General features: G+C 71.0%; 18 protein-coding genes. 17 read left to right on the top strand and 1 reads right to left on the bottom strand.

Annotated elements, in window-relative coordinates:
• The 11 genes from ACFY36_RS50170 (at nt 1) to ACFY36_RS50120 (ending at nt 13,502) form a co-directional block, all read left to right on the top strand.
• The gene (locus ACFY36_RS50170; RefSeq protein WP_499753016.1) at nt 1–798 is read left to right on the top strand and encodes an alpha/beta fold hydrolase; all 798 of its coding nucleotides are present in this window, start codon (nt 1–3) and stop codon (nt 796–798) included.
• A gap of 10 nt (nt 799–808) precedes the next feature.
• Nucleotides 809–3,313, top strand: a complete 2,505-nt coding sequence (locus tag ACFY36_RS50165; RefSeq protein WP_499753015.1) for a SpoIIE family protein phosphatase — start codon at nt 809–811, stop codon at nt 3,311–3,313.
• Entirely contained in the window at nt 3,310–3,654 is a 345-nt protein-coding gene (locus tag ACFY36_RS50160) for an STAS domain-containing protein (protein ID WP_499753014.1), read from the top strand. Before ACFY36_RS50165 ends, ACFY36_RS50160 begins: the two co-directional genes overlap by 4 nt.
• A 19-nt stretch (nt 3,655–3,673) precedes the next feature.
• Complete coding sequence (locus ACFY36_RS50155) at nt 3,674–5,620, top strand: TIGR03960 family B12-binding radical SAM protein (protein ID WP_499753013.1); 1,947 nt, start codon at nt 3,674–3,676, stop codon at nt 5,618–5,620.
• Nucleotides 5,620–6,399 carry a TIGR03936 family radical SAM-associated protein gene (locus ACFY36_RS50150; RefSeq protein ID WP_499753012.1) on the top strand — a complete coding sequence of 260 codons (780 nt, stop codon included), beginning with the start codon at nt 5,620–5,622 and terminating at the stop codon, nt 6,397–6,399. The genes ACFY36_RS50155 and ACFY36_RS50150 overlap by 1 nt, the downstream gene beginning before the upstream one ends.
• 153 nt (nt 6,400–6,552) lie before the next feature.
• Nucleotides 6,553–10,062 carry an Rne/Rng family ribonuclease gene (locus ACFY36_RS50145; protein ID WP_499753011.1) on the top strand — a complete coding sequence of 1,170 codons (3,510 nt, stop codon included), beginning with the start codon at nt 6,553–6,555 and terminating at the stop codon, nt 10,060–10,062.
• Between the two features lie 117 nt (nt 10,063–10,179).
• Nucleotides 10,180–10,707, top strand: coding sequence for a hypothetical protein (locus ACFY36_RS50140; RefSeq protein ID WP_499753010.1), 528 nt, complete (start codon nt 10,180–10,182; stop codon nt 10,705–10,707).
• Nucleotides 10,708–10,874: 167 nt separating this feature from the next.
• On the top strand, nt 10,875–11,189 hold the full coding sequence (gene rplU / locus ACFY36_RS50135) for a 50S ribosomal protein L21 (RefSeq protein ID WP_360251737.1): 315 nt from the start codon (nt 10,875–10,877) through the stop codon (nt 11,187–11,189).
• Between the two features lie 13 nt (nt 11,190–11,202).
• The gene (gene rpmA / locus ACFY36_RS50130; protein WP_499753009.1) at nt 11,203–11,460 is read left to right on the top strand and encodes a 50S ribosomal protein L27; all 258 of its coding nucleotides are present in this window, start codon (nt 11,203–11,205) and stop codon (nt 11,458–11,460) included.
• A gap of 77 nt (nt 11,461–11,537) precedes the next feature.
• Complete coding sequence (gene obgE / locus ACFY36_RS50125; protein ID WP_499753008.1) at nt 11,538–13,043, top strand: GTPase ObgE; 1,506 nt, start codon at nt 11,538–11,540, stop codon at nt 13,041–13,043.
• 60 nt (nt 13,044–13,103) lie between these two features.
• Nucleotides 13,104–13,502 (top strand): GNAT family N-acetyltransferase, encoded by a 399-nt coding sequence (locus tag ACFY36_RS50120; protein ID WP_499753032.1) that lies wholly within the window; start codon nt 13,104–13,106, stop codon nt 13,500–13,502.
• Here ACFY36_RS50120 and trpS read toward each other — a convergent pair.
• Nucleotides 13,491–14,465, bottom strand: coding sequence for a tryptophan--tRNA ligase (gene trpS / locus ACFY36_RS50115; protein ID WP_499753007.1), 975 nt, complete (start codon nt 14,463–14,465; stop codon nt 13,491–13,493). The two genes, ACFY36_RS50120 and trpS, sit on opposite strands and share 12 nt — an antisense overlap.
• Nucleotides 14,466–14,667: 202 nt before the next feature.
• Here trpS and pepN point away from each other — a divergent pair, with 202 nt between their 5' ends.
• From pepN to ACFY36_RS50085, 6 genes are all read left to right on the top strand, one after another.
• Entirely contained in the window at nt 14,668–17,163 is a 2,496-nt protein-coding gene (pepN, locus tag ACFY36_RS50110; RefSeq protein ID WP_499753006.1) for an aminopeptidase N, read from the top strand.
• Between the two features lie 52 nt (nt 17,164–17,215).
• The gene (locus tag ACFY36_RS50105) at nt 17,216–18,721 is read left to right on the top strand and encodes an ATP-binding protein (RefSeq protein WP_499753005.1); all 1,506 of its coding nucleotides are present in this window, start codon (nt 17,216–17,218) and stop codon (nt 18,719–18,721) included.
• Between the two features lie 14 nt (nt 18,722–18,735).
• A complete protein-coding gene (gene nadD / locus ACFY36_RS50100) occupies nt 18,736–19,323 on the top strand; it encodes a nicotinate-nicotinamide nucleotide adenylyltransferase (protein WP_498695253.1) in 588 nt (195 codons plus the stop codon).
• Nucleotides 19,324–19,385: 62 nt separating this feature from the next.
• Nucleotides 19,386–19,775 (top strand): RsfS/YbeB/iojap family protein, encoded by a 390-nt coding sequence (gene rsfS / locus ACFY36_RS50095; protein ID WP_498657666.1) that lies wholly within the window; start codon nt 19,386–19,388, stop codon nt 19,773–19,775.
• Nucleotides 19,772–20,401, top strand: coding sequence for a histidine phosphatase family protein (locus ACFY36_RS50090; RefSeq protein WP_499753004.1), 630 nt, complete (start codon nt 19,772–19,774; stop codon nt 20,399–20,401). Before rsfS ends, ACFY36_RS50090 begins: the two co-directional genes overlap by 4 nt.
• A 34-nt stretch (nt 20,402–20,435) precedes the next feature.
• Nucleotides 20,436–20,846 (top strand): hypothetical protein, encoded by a 411-nt coding sequence (locus tag ACFY36_RS50085; protein WP_499753003.1) that lies wholly within the window; start codon nt 20,436–20,438, stop codon nt 20,844–20,846.
• The last annotated feature ends 1 nt before the right edge of the window (nt 20,847 follow it).

The raw sequence follows: 20,847 nt of genomic DNA, 5'->3' as shown, positions 1-20,847 counted from the left end.
ATGAGAACGACACAGAGAAACGCCGTCACGTTGACCGGCAACGGCACCGGTCAGCCGATGGTGTTCGCACATGGCTATGGCTGCGACCAGAACATGTGGCGCCTCGTCGCTCCGGCCTTCGCGGACAACTATCGGCTCGTCCTCTTCGACCACGTCGGCAACGGCAAGTCCGACCTGTCGGCGTACGACGACGATCGCTATTCGACCCTCAGCGGCTACGCCGACGACATCCTCGAGATCCTGCACGAGAACGACCTGTGGGACGTGGTGTTCGTCGGTCACTCGGTGAGCGCCATGATCGGCGTGCTCGCCGCCGTCAAGGAGCCCGAGCGGTTCGCCAAGCTGGTGCTGGTCGGCCCGTCGCCGCGGTACATCAACGAGCCCACCGAGGACTACGTGGGCGGTTTCCAGCGCGCCGACATCGAGTCCCTGCTCGACTCGCTCGACAGCAACTACCTCGGCTGGTCGAGCACGATGGCGCCGGTGATCATGGGCAATCCGGACCGGCCGGAGCTGGGCGAGGAGCTGACCAACAGCTTCTGCCGCACCGATCCCGAGATCGCCAAGAAGTTCGCGCGGGTCACGTTCCTGTCCGACAACCGCGATGATCTGCTCAAACTGCGTACCCCCGCCTTGATCCTGCAATGCTCGGATGATGTGATCGCTCCCGACATCGTCGGCGACTACGTTCACAAGCACACGGCCGGCAGCACCCTGGTGCGGCTGAACGCCACGGGCCACTGCCCCAATCTGAGCGCCCCGGACGAGACGATCGACGCCATGAAGGCCTGGCTGTAAGAAGCGGACCGTGAGTGACTCTGGTGGGCCGGACGTGACGCAGGAGTTGCGGCTGCCCTGGGACGAAGACCCCGACGACCTGTACGAGCACGCGCCGTGCGGGTACCTGACCACGCTTCCCGACGGCACCATCGTCCGGGTCAACCAGACCTTCCTGACCTGGACGGGATATACGCGCGGCGAGCTGGTCGGTCACCGGCGCTTCCGTGATCTGCTGAGCTCCGGCGGGCAGATCTACCACGAGACCCATTACGCCCCGCTGCTGCGCATGCAGGACGAGGTGCACGAGCTGGCCTTCGACGTGGTCTGCGCCGACGGCCGCCAGCTGCCGACCCTCGTGAACTCGACGCTGGGCCGCGACGAGGCGAAACAGCCGCGCGCGATCCGCACGATGATCTTCAACGCGACCGAGCGGCGGCAGTACGAGAAGGAGCTGCTGCTCGCCCGCAACATCGCCGAGGCGTCCGAGCGCCGCGTCCGGGTGCTCCAGCAGATAGTGGCCGACCTGTCGGCCGCGCCGACCGAGGCCGAGGTGGCCGAGTCGGTGGTGCGCGCGCCCGAGGCCGCCTTCGGCGCCGCCAGCAGCAGCATCTATCTGGTCGACGTCGAGCGCGACCAGATCGTGGCCGTGGCCTCGACCGACCCGACCACCGGCAACTGGGACGACATGCCGCGCTCGTCGCCGCGCGCCGTGGCCCGGGTCGCCGAGCGCGGCGACCTGCACGTGGTGGGCTCGATCACCGAGGCCAAGGAGCACTTCCCCGACCTGGTCGACTCGATGCGGCGGTCCGGGCGCAACACTGTCGTATTGTTGCCCTTGACCACAGGTCCGACCGACGAGCAGGCCGGCATCGTCACGCTGGGCGTGCTCGCGTTCAGCTTCAAGGGCGAGCACAAGCTCAGCGACGGCGAGCTGCGCGTGGTCCGGCTGCTCGGCCAGCAGGCCGGTCAGGCGCTCGACCGGGCCCGGCTCTACGACGACGTCCGCCGCCGCGAGGAGCGCAGCCAGTTCCTGGCCGAGACGACCGGCGCGCTCGACGAGGTCTACCGTCTCCAGCCCCGCATCCGGCGGCTGCTCGACCGGCTCGTGCCCGAGATCGCCGACTGGGCCGAGGTGCGCCTCCAGGTCGGCGCCGTGCCGCTCGAGGAGCCCAAGGGCAGCCCGGCGCCGGACGCCGAGCTGCTCCAGAAACGCCTGGGCAAGGTGGCCGCGAGCGGCGAGCCGATCTTCCCGGGCGAGGACGACGCGCTCGACTGCTCGGTGCTGCCGCTGACCGCCCGCGGGCTGGTGCTGGGCACACTGGCGCTGCGGATGGCGCCCGACCGGCGCGACGCCGCGGCCGAGCGGGCCTTCCTGTCCGACCTGGCCGACCGGGCCGGGCTGGCGCTGGAGAACGCCCGGCTCTACGAGCAGGAGCGGCAGATCGCCCGCACGCTCCAGCGCAGCCTGCTCGCCGGCGACCTGCCCAGCGGCGACAACCGCTTCGCGGTCGAGACCTTCTATCAGGCCGCGGCGCAGGACCTCGAGGTCGGCGGCGACTGGTACGACGTGTTCCAGATCAACGCCGACAAGCTGGCCGTGGTGGTCGGCGACGTGGTGGGCCGGGGCATCGACGCCGCCACCACGATGGGCCAGCTGCGCAGCGCGGTCCGCGCCCTCGCCTCGAACGAGGACGGGCCGGCCCGGCTGATCGAGGGCCTCGACCGGTTCTGCGAGCGGGTCGAGGCGGCCCGGATGGCCACGGTGGCGTACGCCGAGATCGACCTGGCCACCGGCGAGATGGCGTACTGCTGCGCCGGTCATCTGCCCCCGCTGCTCCTCCAGCCGGCCGGCTCACCCGAGTTCCTGATGGACGCGCGCTCGGCGCCGATCGGCAGCCGGGCCGGCAACATGAGCCGGACCGAACACCGTCGCCGGCTGCCCGCCGGCAGCCGCATGCTGCTCTACACCGACGGCCTGATCGAGCGGCGCAGCCGCAGCATCGACAAGGGCTTCGAGATCCTCGCCCGCGAGTACGCGCGGCGGCGCGACGCACCGCTCCAGGGCCTGGCCGCCGGGCTGGCCGACACCCTGGTCGGCAAGGACCACGCCGACGACGTCTGCATGCTCTGCCTGACGCTCGGCACCGAGGAGCGCATCGAGCGCACCATCGGCGCCGACCGCATGCAGATCGCGCTGCTCCGGGCCGACCTGCGGACCTGGCTGGTGGCGCACGGCGTCGGTCCCGAGGGCCGCGACGCGGTGCTGCTGGCCTGCTCCGAGGCGGTGGCCAACGCCATCGAGCACGGCTACCGGGACGACCCGTTCGGCATGATCGACGTGGTCGCGACGGTGACCGAGGACGCGGTCGAGGTGCGCGTCACCGACCGCGGCACGTGGCGCGGCCCGCTCGGCGACGTCTCCCGGGGCCGGGGCCTCCAGCTGATCAGGGAGTCGATGGACCAGGTGCTGTTCGACCGCAGCGACGGCACCACGGTCACGATGAGGCGGCGCCGCGGGGAGGACGACGAGTGACCGATCAATGGGTCAAGTTCTCGAAATTCGGCGATGCCGAGCTGGTCAGCCTCACCGGCGAGATCGACCTGGCCAACGCCCCCGAGATCGGCAAGGCGATCGTCAAGCGGGTGCAGTCGGCCGGCAAGGTGCTCATCGACCTCACCACTGTCTCTTTCCTCGACAGCGCCGGCGTACGGCTGCTGGACGCCCTGGTCGGCGACCTGTCCGACCATGGGACCCCCACTCGGCTGGTCGTCGGCGAGCGCGGGGCCGCCCGGATGACGCTGCAATTGTGTGCTTTCCGGGAGGACGTGCTGGCCACCGACCTCGACCGGGCGGCGGCGGATCTCCAGTCATAACCGCGTACCCTGGAGCCCCATGAGCGTACGTTCCGTCTTCCCGCAGCTCGAGCAGCTGCTGCCCCGGGTCAGCAAGCCGATCCAGTACGTGGGCGGCGAGCTCGGCGCCGTCGTCAAGGACTGGGACGAGACCACGGTCCGCTGGGCCCTCATGTACCCCGACGCGTACGAGGTGGGCCTGCCCAACCAGGGTGTCCAGATCCTGTACGAGGTGCTCAACGAGCAGCCCGACGTCCTGGCCGAGCGCACCTACGCGGTCTGGCCCGACCTCGAGGCGCTGATGAAGGAGAACGGCGTACCCGCCTTCACCGTCGACGCGCACCGCCCGGTGCGGGCGTTCGACGTGCTCGGCCTCTCCTTCGCCACCGAGCTCGGCTACACCAACATGCTCTCCGCCCTCGACCTGGCCGGCATCCCGCTGGACAGCGCCGACCGCACCGAGGACGACCCGATCGTCCTGGCCGGCGGCCACGCCAGCTTCAACCCGGAGCCGATCGCCGACTTCATCGACGCCGCCGTGCTCGGCGACGGCGAGGAGGCCGTCCTCGAGATCACCGGCATCATCCGGGAGTGGAAGGCCGAGGGCCGCCCGGGCGGGCGCGACGAGCTGCTGCTGCGCCTGGCCCGCACCGAGAGCATCTACGTCCCGCGCTTCTACGACGTCGACTACCTGCCCGACGGCCGCATCCAGCGCGTCGTGCCCAACCGCCCGGACGTCCCGTTCCGGGTCGCCAAGCGCACGACCATGGATCTCGATGCCTGGCCGTACCCCAAGAAGCCCCTGGTCCCGCTGGCCGAGACGGTCCACGAGCGCTATGCGGTGGAGATCTTCCGCGGCTGCACCCGCGGCTGCCGCTTCTGCCAGGCCGGCATGATCACCCGCCCGGTCCGGGAGCGCTCGATCACCACGGTCGGCCAGATGGTCAAGGAGGGCCTCGAGTTCTCCGGCTTCTCCGAGGTGGGCCTGCTCTCGCTGTCCAGCGCCGACCACTCCGAGATCGGCGACATGTGCTCCGGCCTGGCCGAGCAGTACGCGGACACCAACGTCTCGCTGTCGCTGCCGTCGACCCGGGTCGACGCCTTCAACATCGACCTGGCCCAGGAGCTCTCCCGCAACGGGCGCCGCACCGGCCTCACCTTCGCCCCCGAGGGCGGCTCCGAGCGCATCCGCAAGGTCATCAACAAGATGGTGACCAAGGAAGACCTGATCCGTACGGTCGTCACGGCCTACGGCAACGGCTGGCGCCAGGTGAAGCTCTACTTCATGTGCGGCCTGCCCACCGAGACCGACGAGGACGTCCTCGAGATCGCGCACATGGCCCACGAGGTCATCAAGGCCGGTCGCGAGGCCGCCGGCACCAAGGACATCCGCTGCACGGTGTCGATCGGCGGGTTCGTGCCCAAGCCGCACACCCCGTTCCAGTGGGCCGCCATGGAGCGCCCCGAGGTGATCGACGCCCGGCTCAAGATGCTCAAGCAGGAGATCAACAGCGACCGCGGGCTGGGCCGGGCCATCGGCTACCGCTACCACGACGGCGAGCCCTCGCTGATCGAGGGCCTGCTCTCGCGCGGCGACCGCCGGGTCGGCGCGGTCATCCGCCGGGTCTGGGAAAAGGGCGGCCGATTCGACGGCTGGAGCGAGCACTTCTCGTACGCCCGCTGGGTCGAGGCCGCGGCCGAGGTGCTGCCCGGCTTCGGCGTCGACCTCGACTGGTTCACCACCCGCGAGCGCGAGCAGCTCGAGGTGCTGCCCTGGGACCACCTCGACTCGGGTCTCGACAAGGACTGGCTCTGGCAGGACTGGCAGGACTCCCTGACCGAGTACGAGCAGGACGACTGCCGCTGGACCCCGTGCTTCGACTGCGGCGTCTGCCCGTCGATGGACACCGAGATCCAGATCGGCCCGACCGGCAAGAAGCTGCTCCCGCTGACCCCGGTCAAGAACGCCCTCGGGGTGTCGGCCTGATGGCTCCTCCCAAGAACCAGCCGGTCGGCGGCCAGGCCCCGGTGGTCCAGCGCGTCCGGCTGCGCTACGCCAAGCGCGGCCCGCTGCGGTTCACCTCGCACCGCGACTTCGCCCGGGCCTTCGAGCGCGCGCTGCGCCGCGGTGGCGTACCCATCGCGTTCTCACAGGGCTTCACCCCCCACCCCAAGATCTCGTACGCCAGCGCGGCCCCGACCGGAGTCGGCAGCGAGGCCGAATATCTGGAGATCGGCCTCCAGGCCGAGGTCGACCCGGAGAAGCTGCGGGTCGCCCTCGACGCGGCCCTGTCGCCGGGCCTCGACGTCCTCGAGTCGGTGATCGCGCGGGAGGGCGGCGGCAGCCTGGCCGACCGGATCGACGCCTCACACTGGCGTCTCGAGCTCCCCACGGTCGACCCGGCCCAGGCCGAGGCGGCCGTCAAGGCGTTCCAGGACGCCGAAGAGGTGCTGGTCGAGCGCATGACGAAGCAGGGCAAGCGCACCTTCGACGCCCGTCAGGCAGTGACACGCATCGCTGTGACGCAGCAGTCCGACCTACCTTCCGGGGCGGACGGCACACCGTGTGCGATAATCGACCTTGTCGTACGACAGGTGACGCCCGCCGTGCGACCCGATGACGTCCTTTCCGGCCTGCGCGCGGTAGCGGGCCTGGAGCCGCCGGTGCCCCCACGGGTGACCCGGCTGGCCCAGGGCATGCTCACCGCGCAGGGGGAGATCGTCGATCCGTTGGACGCGGATCGCGAGCCAGCCCTTCCTGGGTAAGGACGCCTCCATCGGAGGGCGCTGGCTGTTGCCGGCGTCCCTTGACAGACTTCGGAAGCCTGTCCGCTTACCCGGCGGGACCGAAAAACTTGCGGCGACCCTGCGTGGCAGCGCTCAAACGCGCCCGGGGCCGCCAGAACTGGAGAGCGCCCCATGCTCGATAACGAGCCCCGAGACAACTCGGGAGACCAGGGCGGTGAGCGGGACGGAGCAGTCACTCCGCCCGACGCCACCGCAGCCACCACTCCCGCGCGCCGCACGCGTGCCCCGCGCCGCAAGGTCGCGGCACCGGCGGCCAAGCCCCCGGCCGACGCCCCCGGCGCCGACCCGGGCGCGGCCACCGAGGCCACGGCCGCTTCCGGCGCGGCCGGCGCCGCTTCCACCGGCGCCGCTTCGACCGCCGGTGGAGCCGCCGGCGCTGCGGCGCCCGCCGATCCCATAGCCACGGGTGACGAGGCCGTCACCCCGCCGGCGGCCGAGGAAGCCCCGGTCAAGCCGGTGAAGCGGACCCGCCGCAAGGCCGCGGCGCCCGCCGCCGCGCCCGCGGCCCCCGCTGAGGACCCCACTCCGGCCGAGGTGCCGGCGGGCGAGGCCGCTCCGGCCGCGCCGGTGAAGCGCACCCGCCGTAAGAAGGCGGCCGCTCCGGCGGCGGCCGAGGCGCCCGTCGCCGAGCCGGCCCCGGTCGAGCCCGTCGTCGCCGAGGCCGCGCCGCTGGAGCCCCTCGCCGAGACGCCGGCCCCTGCCGCGTCCGCTGCTCCTGCTACGTCCGCTGCTGAGACCCCGGCCGCGAACCTTGTCGCGGGCGAGGAGCCGGTCGTCGAGGATCCTGAGGCCGAGGAGGACGAGGGGGCCACCGTCATCGGTGTGCTGCCTCTGGACGCTGACTTCGTCGAGGAGAAGCCGGCGCCTCGTAGCCGCCGGCGGGCCGCGGCTTTGCCGCCGGCCGTGCTGTTCATGCCGCCGGACCCGACCGAGGCCGAGGCGGCGCCCGCGCCGGCCCGCCGCACCCGTCGTGGCGCGGCGAGCGTTCCCCCGGCGATCGCCCCCGAGGTCGCCGAGACCGAGGCCGCGCCCGTTCGCCGTACGCGTCGTGGCGCCACCAGCGTTCCGGCCGTCGCCGAGGCTGCCGAGACCGAGGCCGCGCCCGTTCGCCGTAGCCGTCGTGGCGCCACCAGCGTCCCGCCGGTCGCCGAGGACGTGGACGAGCCGATCGGTGAGGCCGAGGCCGAGGTCGCCGACCTGCCCGTCGTCGAGGAGCCGGCCGAGGGCACCCGCCGCACCCGCCGCCGCCGTCGTGGCGCCGCCGAGGAGCAGCCGGTCGAGGCCGAGGCCGTCGACACCGAGCCGGTCGTGGACGAGGCCGACGAGACCGCCGACGACGTCGAGGACGGCGTCGACGACGACTCCGACGATGACGACGACTCCGCGAGCGGCCGCCGCCGTCGCCGCCGGGGGCGCCGTGGCCGTGGCCGCGGCAAGGGCCCGGCCGACGAGGCCGACCAGGACGAGAACGACCAGGACGACGAAGACTCGGACGAATCGGGCGCCGAGGCGTCGGCCGACGAGGACGACGACGAAGGGGACGGCGAGGGTGTCACCCGCCGCCGCCGGCGTCGGCGCCGCAAGGGCTCAAGTGGTGACGGCGAGACCGGCGGCATCGAGGACGGTGTGCACACCGTCGTGCGGGTGCGCGAGCCGCGCCGCACCGACGAGGTGCAGGGCGTCTCCGGTTCGACCCGGCTCGAGGCCAAGCGCCAGCGCCGCCGCGACGGCCGTGAGCAGCGCCGGACCCGGCCGCCGATCCTGAGCGAGTCGGAGTTCCTGGCCCGCCGCGAGGCCGTCGACCGGGTCATGGTCGTGCGCCAGAAGCCGGACCGGATCCAGATCGTCGTGCTCGAGGACGGCGTGCTCGTCGAGCACTACGTCTCCCGCAGCACCTCCGGCACCATGGTCGGCAACGTCTACCTCGGCAAGGTGCAGAACGTGCTGCCGAGCATGGAGGCGGCGTTCGTCGACATCGGCCGGGGCCGCAACGCGGTCCTCTACGCCGGCGAGGTCAACTGGGACGCCACCGGCCTGGAGGGCCGGGCCCGCTCGATCGAGCAGGCGCTGCGCTCCGGCGACTCGGTGCTGGTGCAGGTGACCAAGGACCCGATCGGGCACAAGGGCGCCCGGCTGAGCAGCCACATCGCGCTCTCCGGCCGGCACCTGGTCTACGTGCCGAACGGCAACGCCTCCGGCATCAGCCGCAAGCTGCCCGACAACGAGCGGAAGCGTCTCCGGGACGTACTGAAGAAGCTCGTGCCGGACGGCGCCGGCGTCATCGTCCGGACCGCCGCCGAGGGTGCGAGCGAGGACGAGCTGGCCCGCGACGTCAAGCGGCTGCAGGCCCAGTGGGAGGACATCCAGCGCAAGTCGGCCGAGGGCCACGCGCCGGCCGCCCTCTCCGAGGAGCCCGACCTGGTCATCCGGGTCGTCCGGGACCTCTTCAACGAGGACTTCCGCGAGCTGATCGTGCAGGGCGAGCAGGCGTACAACGAGCTCGAGGGCTACCTCGAGTCGGTCTCGCCCGACCTGCTCGACCGCATGCACCGCTACACCGGCACGGGCGACGTCTTCGCCGACAAGCGGATCGACGAGCAGATCCTCAAGGGTCTCGACCGCAAGGTGTTCCTGCCCTCGGGCGGGCACCTGGTCTTCGACCGCACCGAGGCGATGACCGTGGTCGACGTCAACACCGGTAAGTACACCGGCGCGGGCGGCAACCTCGAGGAGACGGTGACCCGCAACAACCTCGAGGCGGCGGAGGAGATCGTCCGGCAGCTGCGGCTGCGCGACCTCGGCGGCATCGTGGTCATCGACTTCATCGACATGGTGCTGGAGAGCAACCGCGAGCTGGTGCTGCGGCGGCTCACCGAGTGCCTGGGCCGTGACCGCACCAAGCATCAGGTCACCGAGATCACCTCGCTCGGCCTGGTGCAGATGACCCGCAAGCGGATCGGCGCGGGCCTGCTCGAGGCGTTCAGCGAGACCTGCGACCACTGCAAGGGCCGCGGCGTGCTGATCCACACCGAGCCGGTGCCGGAGAAGCGCGCGAACGGCGCGGCGAACCAGGTCAAGGCGGTCGCCGCGGCCACCACGACCGCGCCGCCGGCGCCCCAGCAGCAGCAACAGCCGGCCAAGGAGGGCAAGTCCCGGCGGCGCCGGGGCGGCGGCGACAACGCGCCGGCGGCCGAGGCCGTGGTCGAGCCTGCTGTGGTCGAGCCCGCCGTGGTGGAGAGTGCCGTGGTGGAGAGTGCCGAGGTCGAGGCGCCGGTGGAGAACCCGCCGGCGACGCCGACCGAGGTCGTCCTCAGCGAGCCCGGTGAGAGCCCGATCGCGCTGGTGGCCGAGCTGCCGCCGGTGCACGGGTCGGGCATCGTCACGCCGGGGGCCAAGCTGACCGCGGCCGAGCCGGACGACGACTACGACATCAGTGGCTACGACCTGTCCCGCTACGACGCGGCGGAGCCGGGGCCCGAGGCCGAGCCGCTGCGCCTGACCGGCGCGGACGACCCGGACGCGGCCGACGACGATGACGAGGACGACGACGAGCCGGTGGGCGCCGGCGCCGGGCGGCGCAGGTCGCGCCGCGGGGGCACGCGCAGGCGTACCCGTCCCTGATCAGTAGGAGGAAAGGGCGGTTCGGTAAAGAAAGTTTACTACCGAGCCGCCCTTTTCCATCGACGTCGGTTACCCTCGCGGGATCGATCCCCGTTCCCCCCGAGGAGCCGAGTCCCCATGCGTCTCACCCTCCCGGCCCTCGCGGCCGTGACCCTTCTTTCCCTCGCCGCCTGCTCGGGCCCCGCGGACGACAGCTCCGCTGGTCAAGGTCCGGCGGGGCAGGCTCCGGCGGCCACTCCGGGCGCCTCCGTGGCCCCGGTTCCACCGGCTCCGGTCGACCCGTCCGCCGCGGCCTCGGCCGACGCGGCGCTGGGCGGCGACACCGAGGCCATCTGCGCGCAGGCGGGCCGGGTCAGCACGACCTTCGGCGAGACCTTCATCGCCGACCTGAAGCTCCAGATCGACGCCGCCGGTCAGGGTGCGGCGGCCAAGCAGCAGGCCGACCAGAAGATCGAGCGGGACGTCACGAGCTACTCGTACGCCCTGGCCGACATGGCCAAGCTGACCTCCGACCCGGCCCTGAAGAAGGCGCTGACCGACATGAGCAAGCAGGTCACCGCGCTCAAGGGCGATCTCATCAAGATCAACGCCGAGAAGATGTCCCAGATCACGGGTACACTCGACAAAGCGTGCGGAAAGGGCTGACGCTCCTCCCCGGTTTGGGGAAGGGGCCGCTGATGAAGTACGCTTTCGGACGGCGCTTTTCCAGCGTCGTGTTCCCGTGTCTGCCCTTCATCTCAGAGCGCGGCCGGGACAGCAACATCCGCCAAGCAGTGTTCTTTCGCTGCGTAAGTCTCAGGGAGTCCGCGTCGATGTACGCGATCGTCAAGACCGGCGGCAAGCAGTACAAGGTTGCCGAGGGCGACGTGATCGAGGTCGAGAAGCTCGTGGGTGCGCCCGGCGATGCCTTGACGCTCGCCGCGGTCCTCCTCGTCGACGGTGACAACCTGGTGACCGATGCGGCCAAGCTTGCCAGCGTGACGGTGTCCGGCGAGATCGCCGAGCACACCAAGGGTCCGAAGATCCGGATCCACAAGTTCAAGAACAAGACCGGCTACCACAAGCGCCAGGGTCACCGCCAGCCGCTGACCCGCGTCAAGGTGACCGGCATCAAGAGCGGGAAGTAGGGGCGGATCACTCATGGCTCACAAAAAGGGTGCTTCCAGCTCGCGCAACGGCCGTGACTCCGCCGCCCAGCGGCTCGGTGTCAAGCGGTTCGGTGGCCAGCTGGTCAGCGCGGGCGAGATCCTGATCCGCCAGCGTGGCACGAAGTTCCACCCGGGCGAGCTCGTCGGCCGTGGTGGCGACGACACGCTGTTCGCCCTGGCGAGCGGCAACGTCCTGTTCGGCACGAAGCGTGGTCGCAAGACCGTCAGCATCGTTCCGGCTGCGGAGTAAGTTTTCAAGAAGCGGGCCGCGGACCCTCGGGGTCCGTGGCCCGCTTTCTTTTTTGTTTCATCGAAGGAGTTCGAGCAGTGACCACGTTCGTCGACCGCGTCGTGCTGCACCTGCAGGCTGGTGACGGCGGGCATGGCTGTGTCTCGGTGCGCCGCGAGAAGTTCAAGCCGCTCGGCGGCCCCGACGGCGGCAACGGCGGGCACGGCGGCGGCGTCACGCTGGTCGTCGACCCGCAGATCCACACGCTGCTCGATTTCCACTTCCACCCGCACGTCAAGGCGTCCAACGGCGTCGGCGGGGCCGGCGCCAACCGCGACGGCGCCAACGGCAAGGACCTGGTGCTCAAGGTGCCCGACGGCACGGTCGTGCATACCGCCGACGGCGAGGTGCTGGCCGACCTGATCGGCGCCGGCACCACCTTCGAGGTGGCTCGTGGTGGCCGCGGTGGCCGGGGCAACGCCTCGCTGGCCAACACCCGCCGCAAGGTGCCGGGCTTCGCCGAGCTCGGTGAGCCGGGCGACCAGCTCGACGTCGTGCTCGAGCTCAAGAGCGTGGCCGACGTCGGCCTGGTCGGCTTCCCGTCGGCCGGCAAGTCCTCGCTCATCTCGGTCATCTCGGCGGCCAAGCCGAAGATCGCCGACTACCCGTTCACCACCCTGGTGCCCAACCTGGGCGTGGTGCAGGCGGGCGACCAGACCTTCACCGTGGCCGACGTGCCCGGCCTCATCCCGGGCGCGGCCACCGGCAAGGGCCTGGGCATGCAGTTCCTGCGGCACATCGAGCGCACCTCGGTGCTGGTGCACGTGCTCGACGCGGCGGCGCCCGAGATCGAGCGCGACCCGCTGGCCGACCTCGACGCGATCGAGGCCGAGCTGTCGGCGTACGGCGGTCTCGAGGACCGGCCGCGGCTCGTCGTGCTCAACAAGATCGACATCCCGGACGGCCGCGACCTGGCCGAGATGGTCCGCCCCGACCTCGAGGCCCGCGGCTACCGCGTGTTCGAGGTCAGCGCGATCACCCGCGAAGGGCTCAAGGAGCTGACGTACGCCCTGGCCAAGGTCGTCGAGGAGCACCGGCTGTCCCGGCCCGAGCCCGAGCCGACCCGCGTCGTGGTGCGCCCGCAGGCGATCGACGACTCCGGCTTCACCGTGGAGCGCGACGACGAGGGCGTCTTCGTGGTGCGCGGCGCCAAGATCGAGCGCTGGGTCCGGCAGACGAACTTCGACAACGAGGAGGCCGTCGGCTATCTGGCCGACCGGCTGGAGCGCGTCGGCGTCGAGGACACGCTGGTCAAGAAGGGCGCCCAGGCGGGCGACCCGGTGCGGATCGGCGAGCGCGAGTTCGACTGGCACCCCAACGCCGGCGAATACGTGGCCGGCCCGCGCGGCACCGACGCCCGCCTCGAGGAGGAGAACGGCCGCGCCTCGGCGGCCCAGCGCCTCGCGGCCCGCAAGGCCCGCCGGGTCCGCGGCGACGACGAGCTGCTGCACATGGCGGCCGACGGCACGGTCACGAGCGTCTCCAACGCCAAGCGGCCCGTCCTGGTCGAGGACGACGTGGATGAGGACGACACCACCGAATAGGCCGTCGTCCAGATTGCGTCAACCATCCGGAAACGGACGTCGCTTAGAGTCACGGCCGTGATGATCGAAGCGCGGCCCGCCCTTGACCCCGAGCTCGCCGCGCTGGTCGCGGCCCAGCAACACGAGCTGCGCTCGGTGGACTTCACCCCCGACGATGACGCTACGTACCTGGTGGCGGTCGTGGACGGCCGCGCGGTGGCCTGCGCGGCCTGGCGGCCGACCCTCGACCCCGGGATCGCCGAGCTCCAGCGCGTCTACGTGCGCCCGGCGTTCCGGGGGCGTGGCATCGCCCGCCAGCTGATCGTCTGGATCGAGGAGGAGACCCTGGCCGCGGGCCGCTCGATCATCCGGCTCGAGGCCGGGCCGTGCTCACCCGCGGCCACCGCCCTCTTCCAGTCGTCGGGTTACGACCAGGTCGACGGCGCCTTCGTGAAGCGCGTGGCGCAGTTAGTCCAATAGGCCCAGGGCCGCGCGCACCCGGCGTACGGTCTCCTCCGCCCTTGGGCGCACCCGGGCCCGGCCCTCCGCCAAGATCTTCCGGACGTGGCCGGGGTCGTCGGAAAGCTCGGCGTGACGCGCCCTGACGGGCGCGAGGACCGCCTCGATCGCGTCGGTCACCTCGCGCTTCAACTGGCCGTACGAGGTGAACGAGCCCGGCTTCCCGCCCGTGCAGGCCCGGAGGATCTCCAGCAGGTTGGTGACACCGGGCTGGTTCGCCGGGTCGTGGCGGACGACGCCGACGGTGTCGGTGATGGCGCGCGAGACCTTGCGGCGGATCACGTCGGGTGGGTCGAGCAGCCCGATGCGGCCGGCCGGGTTGGTGGAGCTCTTGCTCATCTTGCGGGTGGGGTCGGTGAGGTCCATGAGCCGCTCGGCGGCGCCGGGGCGGATGGCCTCGGGCACGGTGAACGTGGGGCCGTAGCGGTTGTTGAAGCGGACGGCGATGTCGCGGGCCAGTTCGAGGTGCTGGCTCTGGTCGTCGCCGACCGGCACGTGGTCGATGTCGTGCAGCAGGATGTCGGCCGCCATCAGCACCGGATAGGTGAGCAGGCTGAGCCGCACCGGGCCGCCGCCGGCCGATTTCTCCTTGAACTGGATCATCCGGGCCGCCTCGCCGTATCCGGTGACGCATTCGAGCAGGTAGTGCAGCTCGGAGTGCTCGGGCACCTGCGAGTTGGCGATCAGGGCGGTGCGCTGGGGGTCGACGCCGGCCGCCAGCAGCAGCGTGGCGACGTCGACGGTGTTGGCCCGCAGCCGTTGTGGATCATGTTCGACCGTGAGCGCGTGCAGGTCGGCGATCATGGCGATCGAGTCGGTGGTGGCCGGGTCGTCCTGAGCGGCCACGAGCGGGCGCATGGCGCCGAGCAGGTTGCCGAGGTGCAGGTTGCCGGTGGGCTGGAAGCCGGTGAGTCGGCGGGTCATGACGGGTCCTTCCGGATCGGGGCGACACCCTCCGGAGAGCCGTGCAACGAGGAACGGCCGCCCGAAGGGGGCGGCCGTTTCTGCGCGATGGGGTAGCCGCCCTCTAGGGCAGCCACCAGTTGAGGTTCGCGCGACGCATGAACCCACCATAGCAACGGGGTGGTGGTGTGAAGCCAGTGTGAATACCGGCATGATGGTCGTCATGCCGAGCCTGACCCGCGCCGAGGCCACCGCCCGCGCCGCCACCGTCGACGTCCACGAGTACGAGATCGACCTCGACCTGACCGCCGAGGGCGACACCTTCGGCGCCCGCACGGTGGTGCGTTTCTCGTCGCGGCCCGGCGCCTCGACCTTCCTCGAGTTCGAGCCGGTCTCGGTCGCCTCGATCACGCTGAACGGCGTGCCCGTGCCGCCCGCGGCCATGGACGGCGAGCGGCTGCACCTGAGCGACCTCGCCGAGCACAACGAGCTCGCGGTCGACGCGGTGATGCGCTACTCGAACACCGGTGAGGGCCTGCACAAATACGTCGACCCGGCGGACGGCTCGACGTACCTCTATCAGCACATGTTCATCAACAACGCCGGCCGGATCCTGCCCAGCTTCGACCAGCCCGACATGAAGGCGTCGTTCCGGGTCAGCGTGACCGCGCCGGCCGGCTGGCTGGTGGCCGCGAACGGGCCGCTGGTGGCCGGCAAGGACGGGCGCTGGGAGTTCGCGCCGACCAAGCCGATCTCGACCTATCTGTGCTCGCTGATCGCCGGCCCGTACCACTCGGTCACCGCCGAGCACGACGGCATTCCGCTGGCCCTGTACGCCCGCAAGGCGCTGGCCGAGCCGCTCGAGGCCGAGGCGCCCGAGATCTTCGAGGTCACCCGGCAGTGTCTCGACCGGTTCCACGAGATCTTCCACATCCGCTACCCGTTCGGGCACTACCAGCAGGCGTTCGCCCCCGAGTTCAACTTCGGCGCGATGGAATATCCCGGCCTCGTGGTCTTCCGCGACGAGTTCATCTACCGCTCGGCGGTCACCGAGAGCGAGCGCGAGCACCGGGCCAACGTGATCGCGCACGAGATGGCACACATGTGGTTCGGCGACCTGGTCACCATGGCCTGGTGGGACGACCTGTGGCTCAACGAGTCGTTCGCGGAATATCTGGGCACCCGGATCGCGTCCGAGGCGACCCGCTTCCCCGACACGTGGACCACGTTCGCGATGCAGCGCAAGGCCTGGGGCCTGCGCGCCGACCAGCACCCGTCCACCCACCCGGTGGCGCCGGCCGAGGTCGCCGACACCGACCAGGCGCTGCTGAACTTCGACGGCATCTCGTACGCCAAGGGCGCGGCCGTGCTCAAGCAGCTCGTCGCCTGGGTGGGCGACGAGGCGTTCCTGGCCGGGGTGAACGCGCACTTCGAGGCGCACGCCTACGGCAACGCCACCCTGGCCGACCTGCTCACGGCGCTGTCGGCGGCGAGCGGGCGTGACCTGACCACGTGGGCCGCCCTCTGGCTGCGCCGGGCCCAGGTGAACACGTTGCGGACCGAGGTGGTCCGGGAGGCCGGGGCGTACGCCTCGGTGGCCGTTCTCCAGACCGCGCCGGAGCAATATCCGACGCTGCGGCCCCACAAGGTCGGCCTCGGGCTGTACGACCGGTCGGCCGACGGCGCCGTGGTGCTGCGCCGGCGGGTCGAGGTCGAGGTGCAGGCGACCGGGCGGACCGAGGTGCCCGAGCTGGCCGGCGAGCCGGTCGCCGACCTCCTGCTGCTGAACGACGGCGACCTGACGTACGCCAAGATCCGGCTCGACGAGGAGTCGACCGCGGCCGTGCCGGCCCTGCTGCCCCTGATCGACGACTCGCTGGCCCGGGCCGTGCTCTGGGCCTCGACGCTGGACGCGGTGGTCGACGGCGAGCGCCCGGTGGCCGAGCTGGTCACGCTCGTGCTGGCCGCGCTGCCGGTCGAGTCCGAGGTCGTGGTGGTCGAGGACGTGCTGCGGGCCACCCGCAGCCTGGTCGACCGCTATTCGACGCCGGAGACGCGCCCGGCCGCCCTCGAACTGGTCGCGCAGGCGGCCGACCGGCTGCTGGCGGTCTCCGAGGCGGGCGGATCGCGCCAGCTCGCGGCGGCCCGCGGCCTGATCGGCGCCACCGTCGACGTGAAGCGCCTGGCCGGCTGGCTGGAAGGGCGCGAGGTGCCGGAGGGGCTGGCGATCGACGCCGACCTGCGCTGGCTGATCGTCTATCGGCTGGCCGTGCTCGGCGCGGCCGACACCGCGATGATCGACGCGGAGTTCGAGCGCGACCGCAGCGCCACCGGCGAGCAGTGGGCGGCCCGGTCGCGGGCGGCCCGGCCCGACGCCGGGGCCAAGGCGGCCGCCTGGGAGTCGATCATCGGCGACACCAAGCTGTCCAACCGGCTCGTCGAGATGACCGCCTCGGGCTTCTGGCAGGCCGAGCAGCTCGACCTGATCCGCCCGTACGTGGCCCGCTACTTCGCCGAGATGCCCGAGATGATGCGGGTGCGCAGCGGCATGAGCGCCGAGAAGACGGCCGCCTACGCGTTCCCCAACATCATGGTGGAGGCGGAGACCCGGCGGCGCGCCGCCGAGCTGCTGGCCGCGGGCGATCTCGACCCGATCCTGCGGCGCGTGGTCCAGGACGCCGACGACGATCTCCGCCGGGCGCTCGCTGCGCGCTTTTGACCTTTCGCCACGCTTTCAGCCGATACCCTCGGAGATCATCGGGGGTGAAGGCGTGGAGTGGTCCGAGGAACTGGCCGGTGGCCTGCTGCAAGCCGCCCCGGACGCCATCCTGGTCATGTCCGGCAACAGGATCGTGCTGGCCAACGACCGGGCGGTGGAGCTGTACGGCTACACGCGGGACGAACTGGTCGGCCTCGACGTCGACGCGCTGATCACCGATGACGCCCGGATGATGCTCCCCGAGCGCCGCAAGCGCATCGAACAGGGACATCCGGGCCCGATCGGGGCGGTCACCACCACCGTCCGCCGGCGCGACGGCTCCGAGGTGCCGGTCGAGTCGTCGGTGTCGATCGTCGACACGCCGCAGGGGCGGCTCGCCCTGGCCGTGGTCCGCGACCTGTCCGAGCGGAACCGGGCCGAGCGCGAGAAGGCCCGGCTCCGGGCCGAGGCGCAGACCCACCGCAGCCAGCGGCTGGAGAGCCTGGGCCAGCTCGCGGGCGGCATCGCGCACGACTTCAACAACATGCTCGGCGTGATCGTCAACTACGCGAGTTTCGTGGTCGAGGAGGCGGAGTCGGCCGAGCCGGACGTGAAGATGATCGCGGCCGACGCCAAGCAGGTCATCAAGGCGGGGGAGCGCGGCACCGATCTGACCCATCAACTGCTGGCTTTCGCCCGGCGCGAGGTCGTACGGCCTCAGGTGCTCGACCTGAACAAGGTGATCGCCGCCGTGGAGGCGATGCTGCGGCGGTCGATCGGCGAGCACATCACGCTGATCTTCCGGCCCGAACCGGACCTGCCGCCGGTCACGTGCGATCCCGGGCAGATCGAGCAGTTGCTGGTCAACCTGGCGCTGAACGCGCGCGACGCGATGCCGTCGGGCGGGAATCTGGTGGTCGACACCGGACGGTACGGCGATCAGGTGCGGCTGAGGGTGAGCGACTCGGGCAAGGGGATGACGCCGGACGTGGTGGAGCGGGCCTTCGAGCCGTTCTTCACCACGAAGGCGAGCGGGGAGGCGACCGGGCTGGGGCTGGCCACCGTCTACGGCATCGTCACCCAGGCGGACGGCGAGGTCAGCATCACGTCCGAGCCCGGGCTGGGCACGACGGTGACGGTCCTTCTGCCCGCTTCCTCCACCGTCGAGGCGTCGCCGGCCGTCGTGGAGCCGGCCGCGGACACCCAAGGTCACGGAGAAACGCTGCTGGTGGTCGAGGACGAGGCGGCGCTGCGAGATGTCGCCGGACGAATCCTGTCCGGCGCCGGCTATCAGGTGCTCAAAGCGGAATGTGGCACACAGGCGCTGGATGTGGCTTCTCAGCATTCCGGACAGATCGACCTTCTGCTGAGCGATGTGGTGATGCCCGGAATGCTGGGCAAGGAGCTTGCCGAGCGGTTGGTACGGGAGCGCCCCGATACCCGGGTGCTCTATACGTCCGGATACGCCCAGCCCGTACTTCACTCGCAGGGAACGCTCGATCCCGGTGTCGCTCTCCTAGAGAAGCCCTTCACGGCGGATGACCTGCTCACCGCCGTACGAAAGCGCCTGGATGGTTGATCTATATTTTCCCGATGCACCGCGGACGCCGGATAGGCATCATGGGTGGGACCTTCGATCCCATCCATCATGGGCACCTTGTCGCCGCCAGTGAGGTGCAGGCGCGCTTCGATCTGGACGAGGTCGTGTTCGTGCCGACCGGTCAGCCGTACGAGAAGGGCAAGGTCTCGCCGGCCGAGGACCGCTACCTGATGACGGTGATCGCGACCGCCTCGAACCCGCGCTTCCACGTCAGCCGGGCCGACATCGACCGGGACGGTCCCACCTACACCATCGACACCCTGCGTGACATGCGGGCGATCTACGGCGCCGACTCGAAGTTGTTCTTCATCACGGGCGCCGACGCCCTCTCGCGCATCCTGGGCTGGAAGAGCGCCATGGAGATGTTCTCCCTGGCCCACTTCGTCGGTGTCACCCGGCCCGGCTTCGAACTCACCGACGAGCACCTGCCGCGCGACAGCGTCACGCTCGTGGAGGTGCCGGCCATGGCCATCTCGTCGACCGACTGCCGCGCGCGGGCGACCGCCGGCAAGCCGGTCTGGTACCTGGTGCCGGACGGCGTCGTTCAGTACATCAACAAGCGTGGGCTCTATCGGGGCTAAGGGAATGTCATACCCGTGTGAGAGGCTTGAAGTCACCTGGACACCTACCCGAGGGGACTTTCTTGTCCGTTACCGAACGCGCTCTTGAACTGGCGATGACGGCCGCCCAGGCCGCCGCCGACAAGAAGGCGCAGGACATCGTCATCATCGACGTCGCCGACCAGCTCTACATCACCGACGCCTTCGTGATCGCCTCCGCGTCCAACGAGCGTCAGGTGATCGCCATCGTCGACGCCATCGAGGAAGCGCTGCTCAACCTGCCGGAGAAGGCGAAGCCGGTCCGCCGTGAGGGTGAGCGCCAGGGCCGCTGGGTCCTGCTCGACTACGTCGACATCGTCGTGCACATCCAGCATGCCGAGGAGCGCGAGTTCTACGCCCTCGACAAGCTGTGGAAGGACTGCCCGACCATGCCGTTCGTCGACCGCGACCTGGCCGACGCGGAAGCGCAGTGACCCGCCTGATCGTCTGGCGGCACGGCAACACCGACTGGAACGCGGGCTCCCGCGTCCAGGGGCAGACCGACGTGCCGCTCAACGATCTCGGCCGCCAGCAGGCCGTCGACGCCGCCGAGCTCCTGATCAAGTTCAGGCCCGACGCGATCGTGGCCAGCGACCTGCTGCGCGCCTCCGACACCGCGGCCGCGCTGGCCGCGCTCAGCGGGCTGTCGATCACGTTCGACAAGCGGCTCCGCGAGCGCTATTTCGGCGCCTGGCAGGGTCTCACCATGACCGAGGTCGCCGAGCGATTCCCGGCGCAGCACGCGGCGTGGAAGGCCGGCCAGGAGGTCGGCGGTGAGGTCGAGACGCTCGAGGCGCTGGGCGCCCGGGTCGCCGACGCGCTGCGCGAGGCGGCCGCCTCGGTGCCGTCGAACGGTACGGTCGTGGTCGCCACCCACGGCGCCGCCGCGCGCCAGGGCGTGGCCCGGGTGCTGGGCTGGTCGATGGAGCAGGTCCGGACGTTGCGCGCGCTGCAGAACTGCCACTGGGTCGAGCTGACGCACGACGACGACCGCGGCTGGCAGCTGGCGACGTACAACGTCGGTCCTTTCGCCGAGCGTCCGTCTCCGCCGCCGGTGTAGGGAACCCCCGAAGATCCGGTAGCGTCCAAGCATCATGCTGACGACTCGTGCCGTTCCTGCCGTATTGCTCCTCGTGCTGGCCGCGGGCTGCGCCAGCAGTGACCCGGCCGCCGCGCCGGCGCCCGCCTCCCCGCCTTCCGCGTCGGCCTCGGATGTGATCGACCTGCCCGTGCCGACCAAGCCGTCCGGTCCCACCGGCGAGCCCAGCCAGCCGGCCGCCGGGGCCAAGACGCTCACGGGCACGGTGACGGCCGGCGTCGAGCCCAACTGCCTGATCCTGAGCGACTCCTCCGGGTCCTATCTGCTGATCTTCGACGACGCGGCGATGCGCTCCGACGCCACGGTCGGCCGCAAGGTCACGGTGGCCGGGCAGACGAAGGAGGGCATGATGTCGACCTGCCAGCAGGGCACACCCTTCCTGGTGACGTCGATCCGCGCGGCCTGAG

Source organism: Actinoplanes sp. NPDC000266, from assembly GCF_042899005.1.
Classification (GTDB): domain Bacteria; phylum Actinomycetota; class Actinomycetes; order Mycobacteriales; family Micromonosporaceae; genus Actinoplanes.
The sequence above is the reverse complement of the archived record's forward strand: the minus strand, read 5'-3'. Positions and strand labels throughout refer to the sequence as shown.

What these genes read in the sequence shown, in the direction of transcription:
- ACFY36_RS50170 (WP_499753016.1), top strand. Translation starts at nt 1, where the DNA reads ATGAGAACGACACAGAGAAACGCCGTCACGTTGACCGGCAACGGCACC.
- ACFY36_RS50155 (WP_499753013.1), top strand. Translation starts at nt 3,674, where the DNA reads ATGAGCGTACGTTCCGTCTTCCCGCAGCTCGAGCAGCTGCTGCCCCGG.
- ACFY36_RS50150 (WP_499753012.1), top strand. Translation starts at nt 5,620, where the DNA reads ATGGCTCCTCCCAAGAACCAGCCGGTCGGCGGCCAGGCCCCGGTGGTC.
- ACFY36_RS50145 (WP_499753011.1), top strand. Translation starts at nt 6,553, where the DNA reads ATGCTCGATAACGAGCCCCGAGACAACTCGGGAGACCAGGGCGGTGAG.
- ACFY36_RS50140 (WP_499753010.1), top strand. Translation starts at nt 10,180, where the DNA reads ATGCGTCTCACCCTCCCGGCCCTCGCGGCCGTGACCCTTCTTTCCCTC.
- rplU (WP_360251737.1), top strand. Translation starts at nt 10,875, where the DNA reads ATGTACGCGATCGTCAAGACCGGCGGCAAGCAGTACAAGGTTGCCGAG.
- rpmA (WP_499753009.1), top strand. Translation starts at nt 11,203, where the DNA reads ATGGCTCACAAAAAGGGTGCTTCCAGCTCGCGCAACGGCCGTGACTCC.
- ACFY36_RS50120 (WP_499753032.1), top strand. Translation starts at nt 13,104, where the DNA reads ATGATCGAAGCGCGGCCCGCCCTTGACCCCGAGCTCGCCGCGCTGGTC.
- trpS (WP_499753007.1), bottom strand. Translation starts at nt 14,465, where the DNA reads ATGACCCGCCGACTCACCGGCTTCCAGCCCACCGGCAACCTGCACCTC.
- pepN (WP_499753006.1), top strand. Translation starts at nt 14,668, where the DNA reads ATGCCGAGCCTGACCCGCGCCGAGGCCACCGCCCGCGCCGCCACCGTC.
- nadD (WP_498695253.1), top strand. Translation starts at nt 18,736, where the DNA reads ATGCACCGCGGACGCCGGATAGGCATCATGGGTGGGACCTTCGATCCC.
- ACFY36_RS50085 (WP_499753003.1), top strand. Translation starts at nt 20,436, where the DNA reads ATGCTGACGACTCGTGCCGTTCCTGCCGTATTGCTCCTCGTGCTGGCC.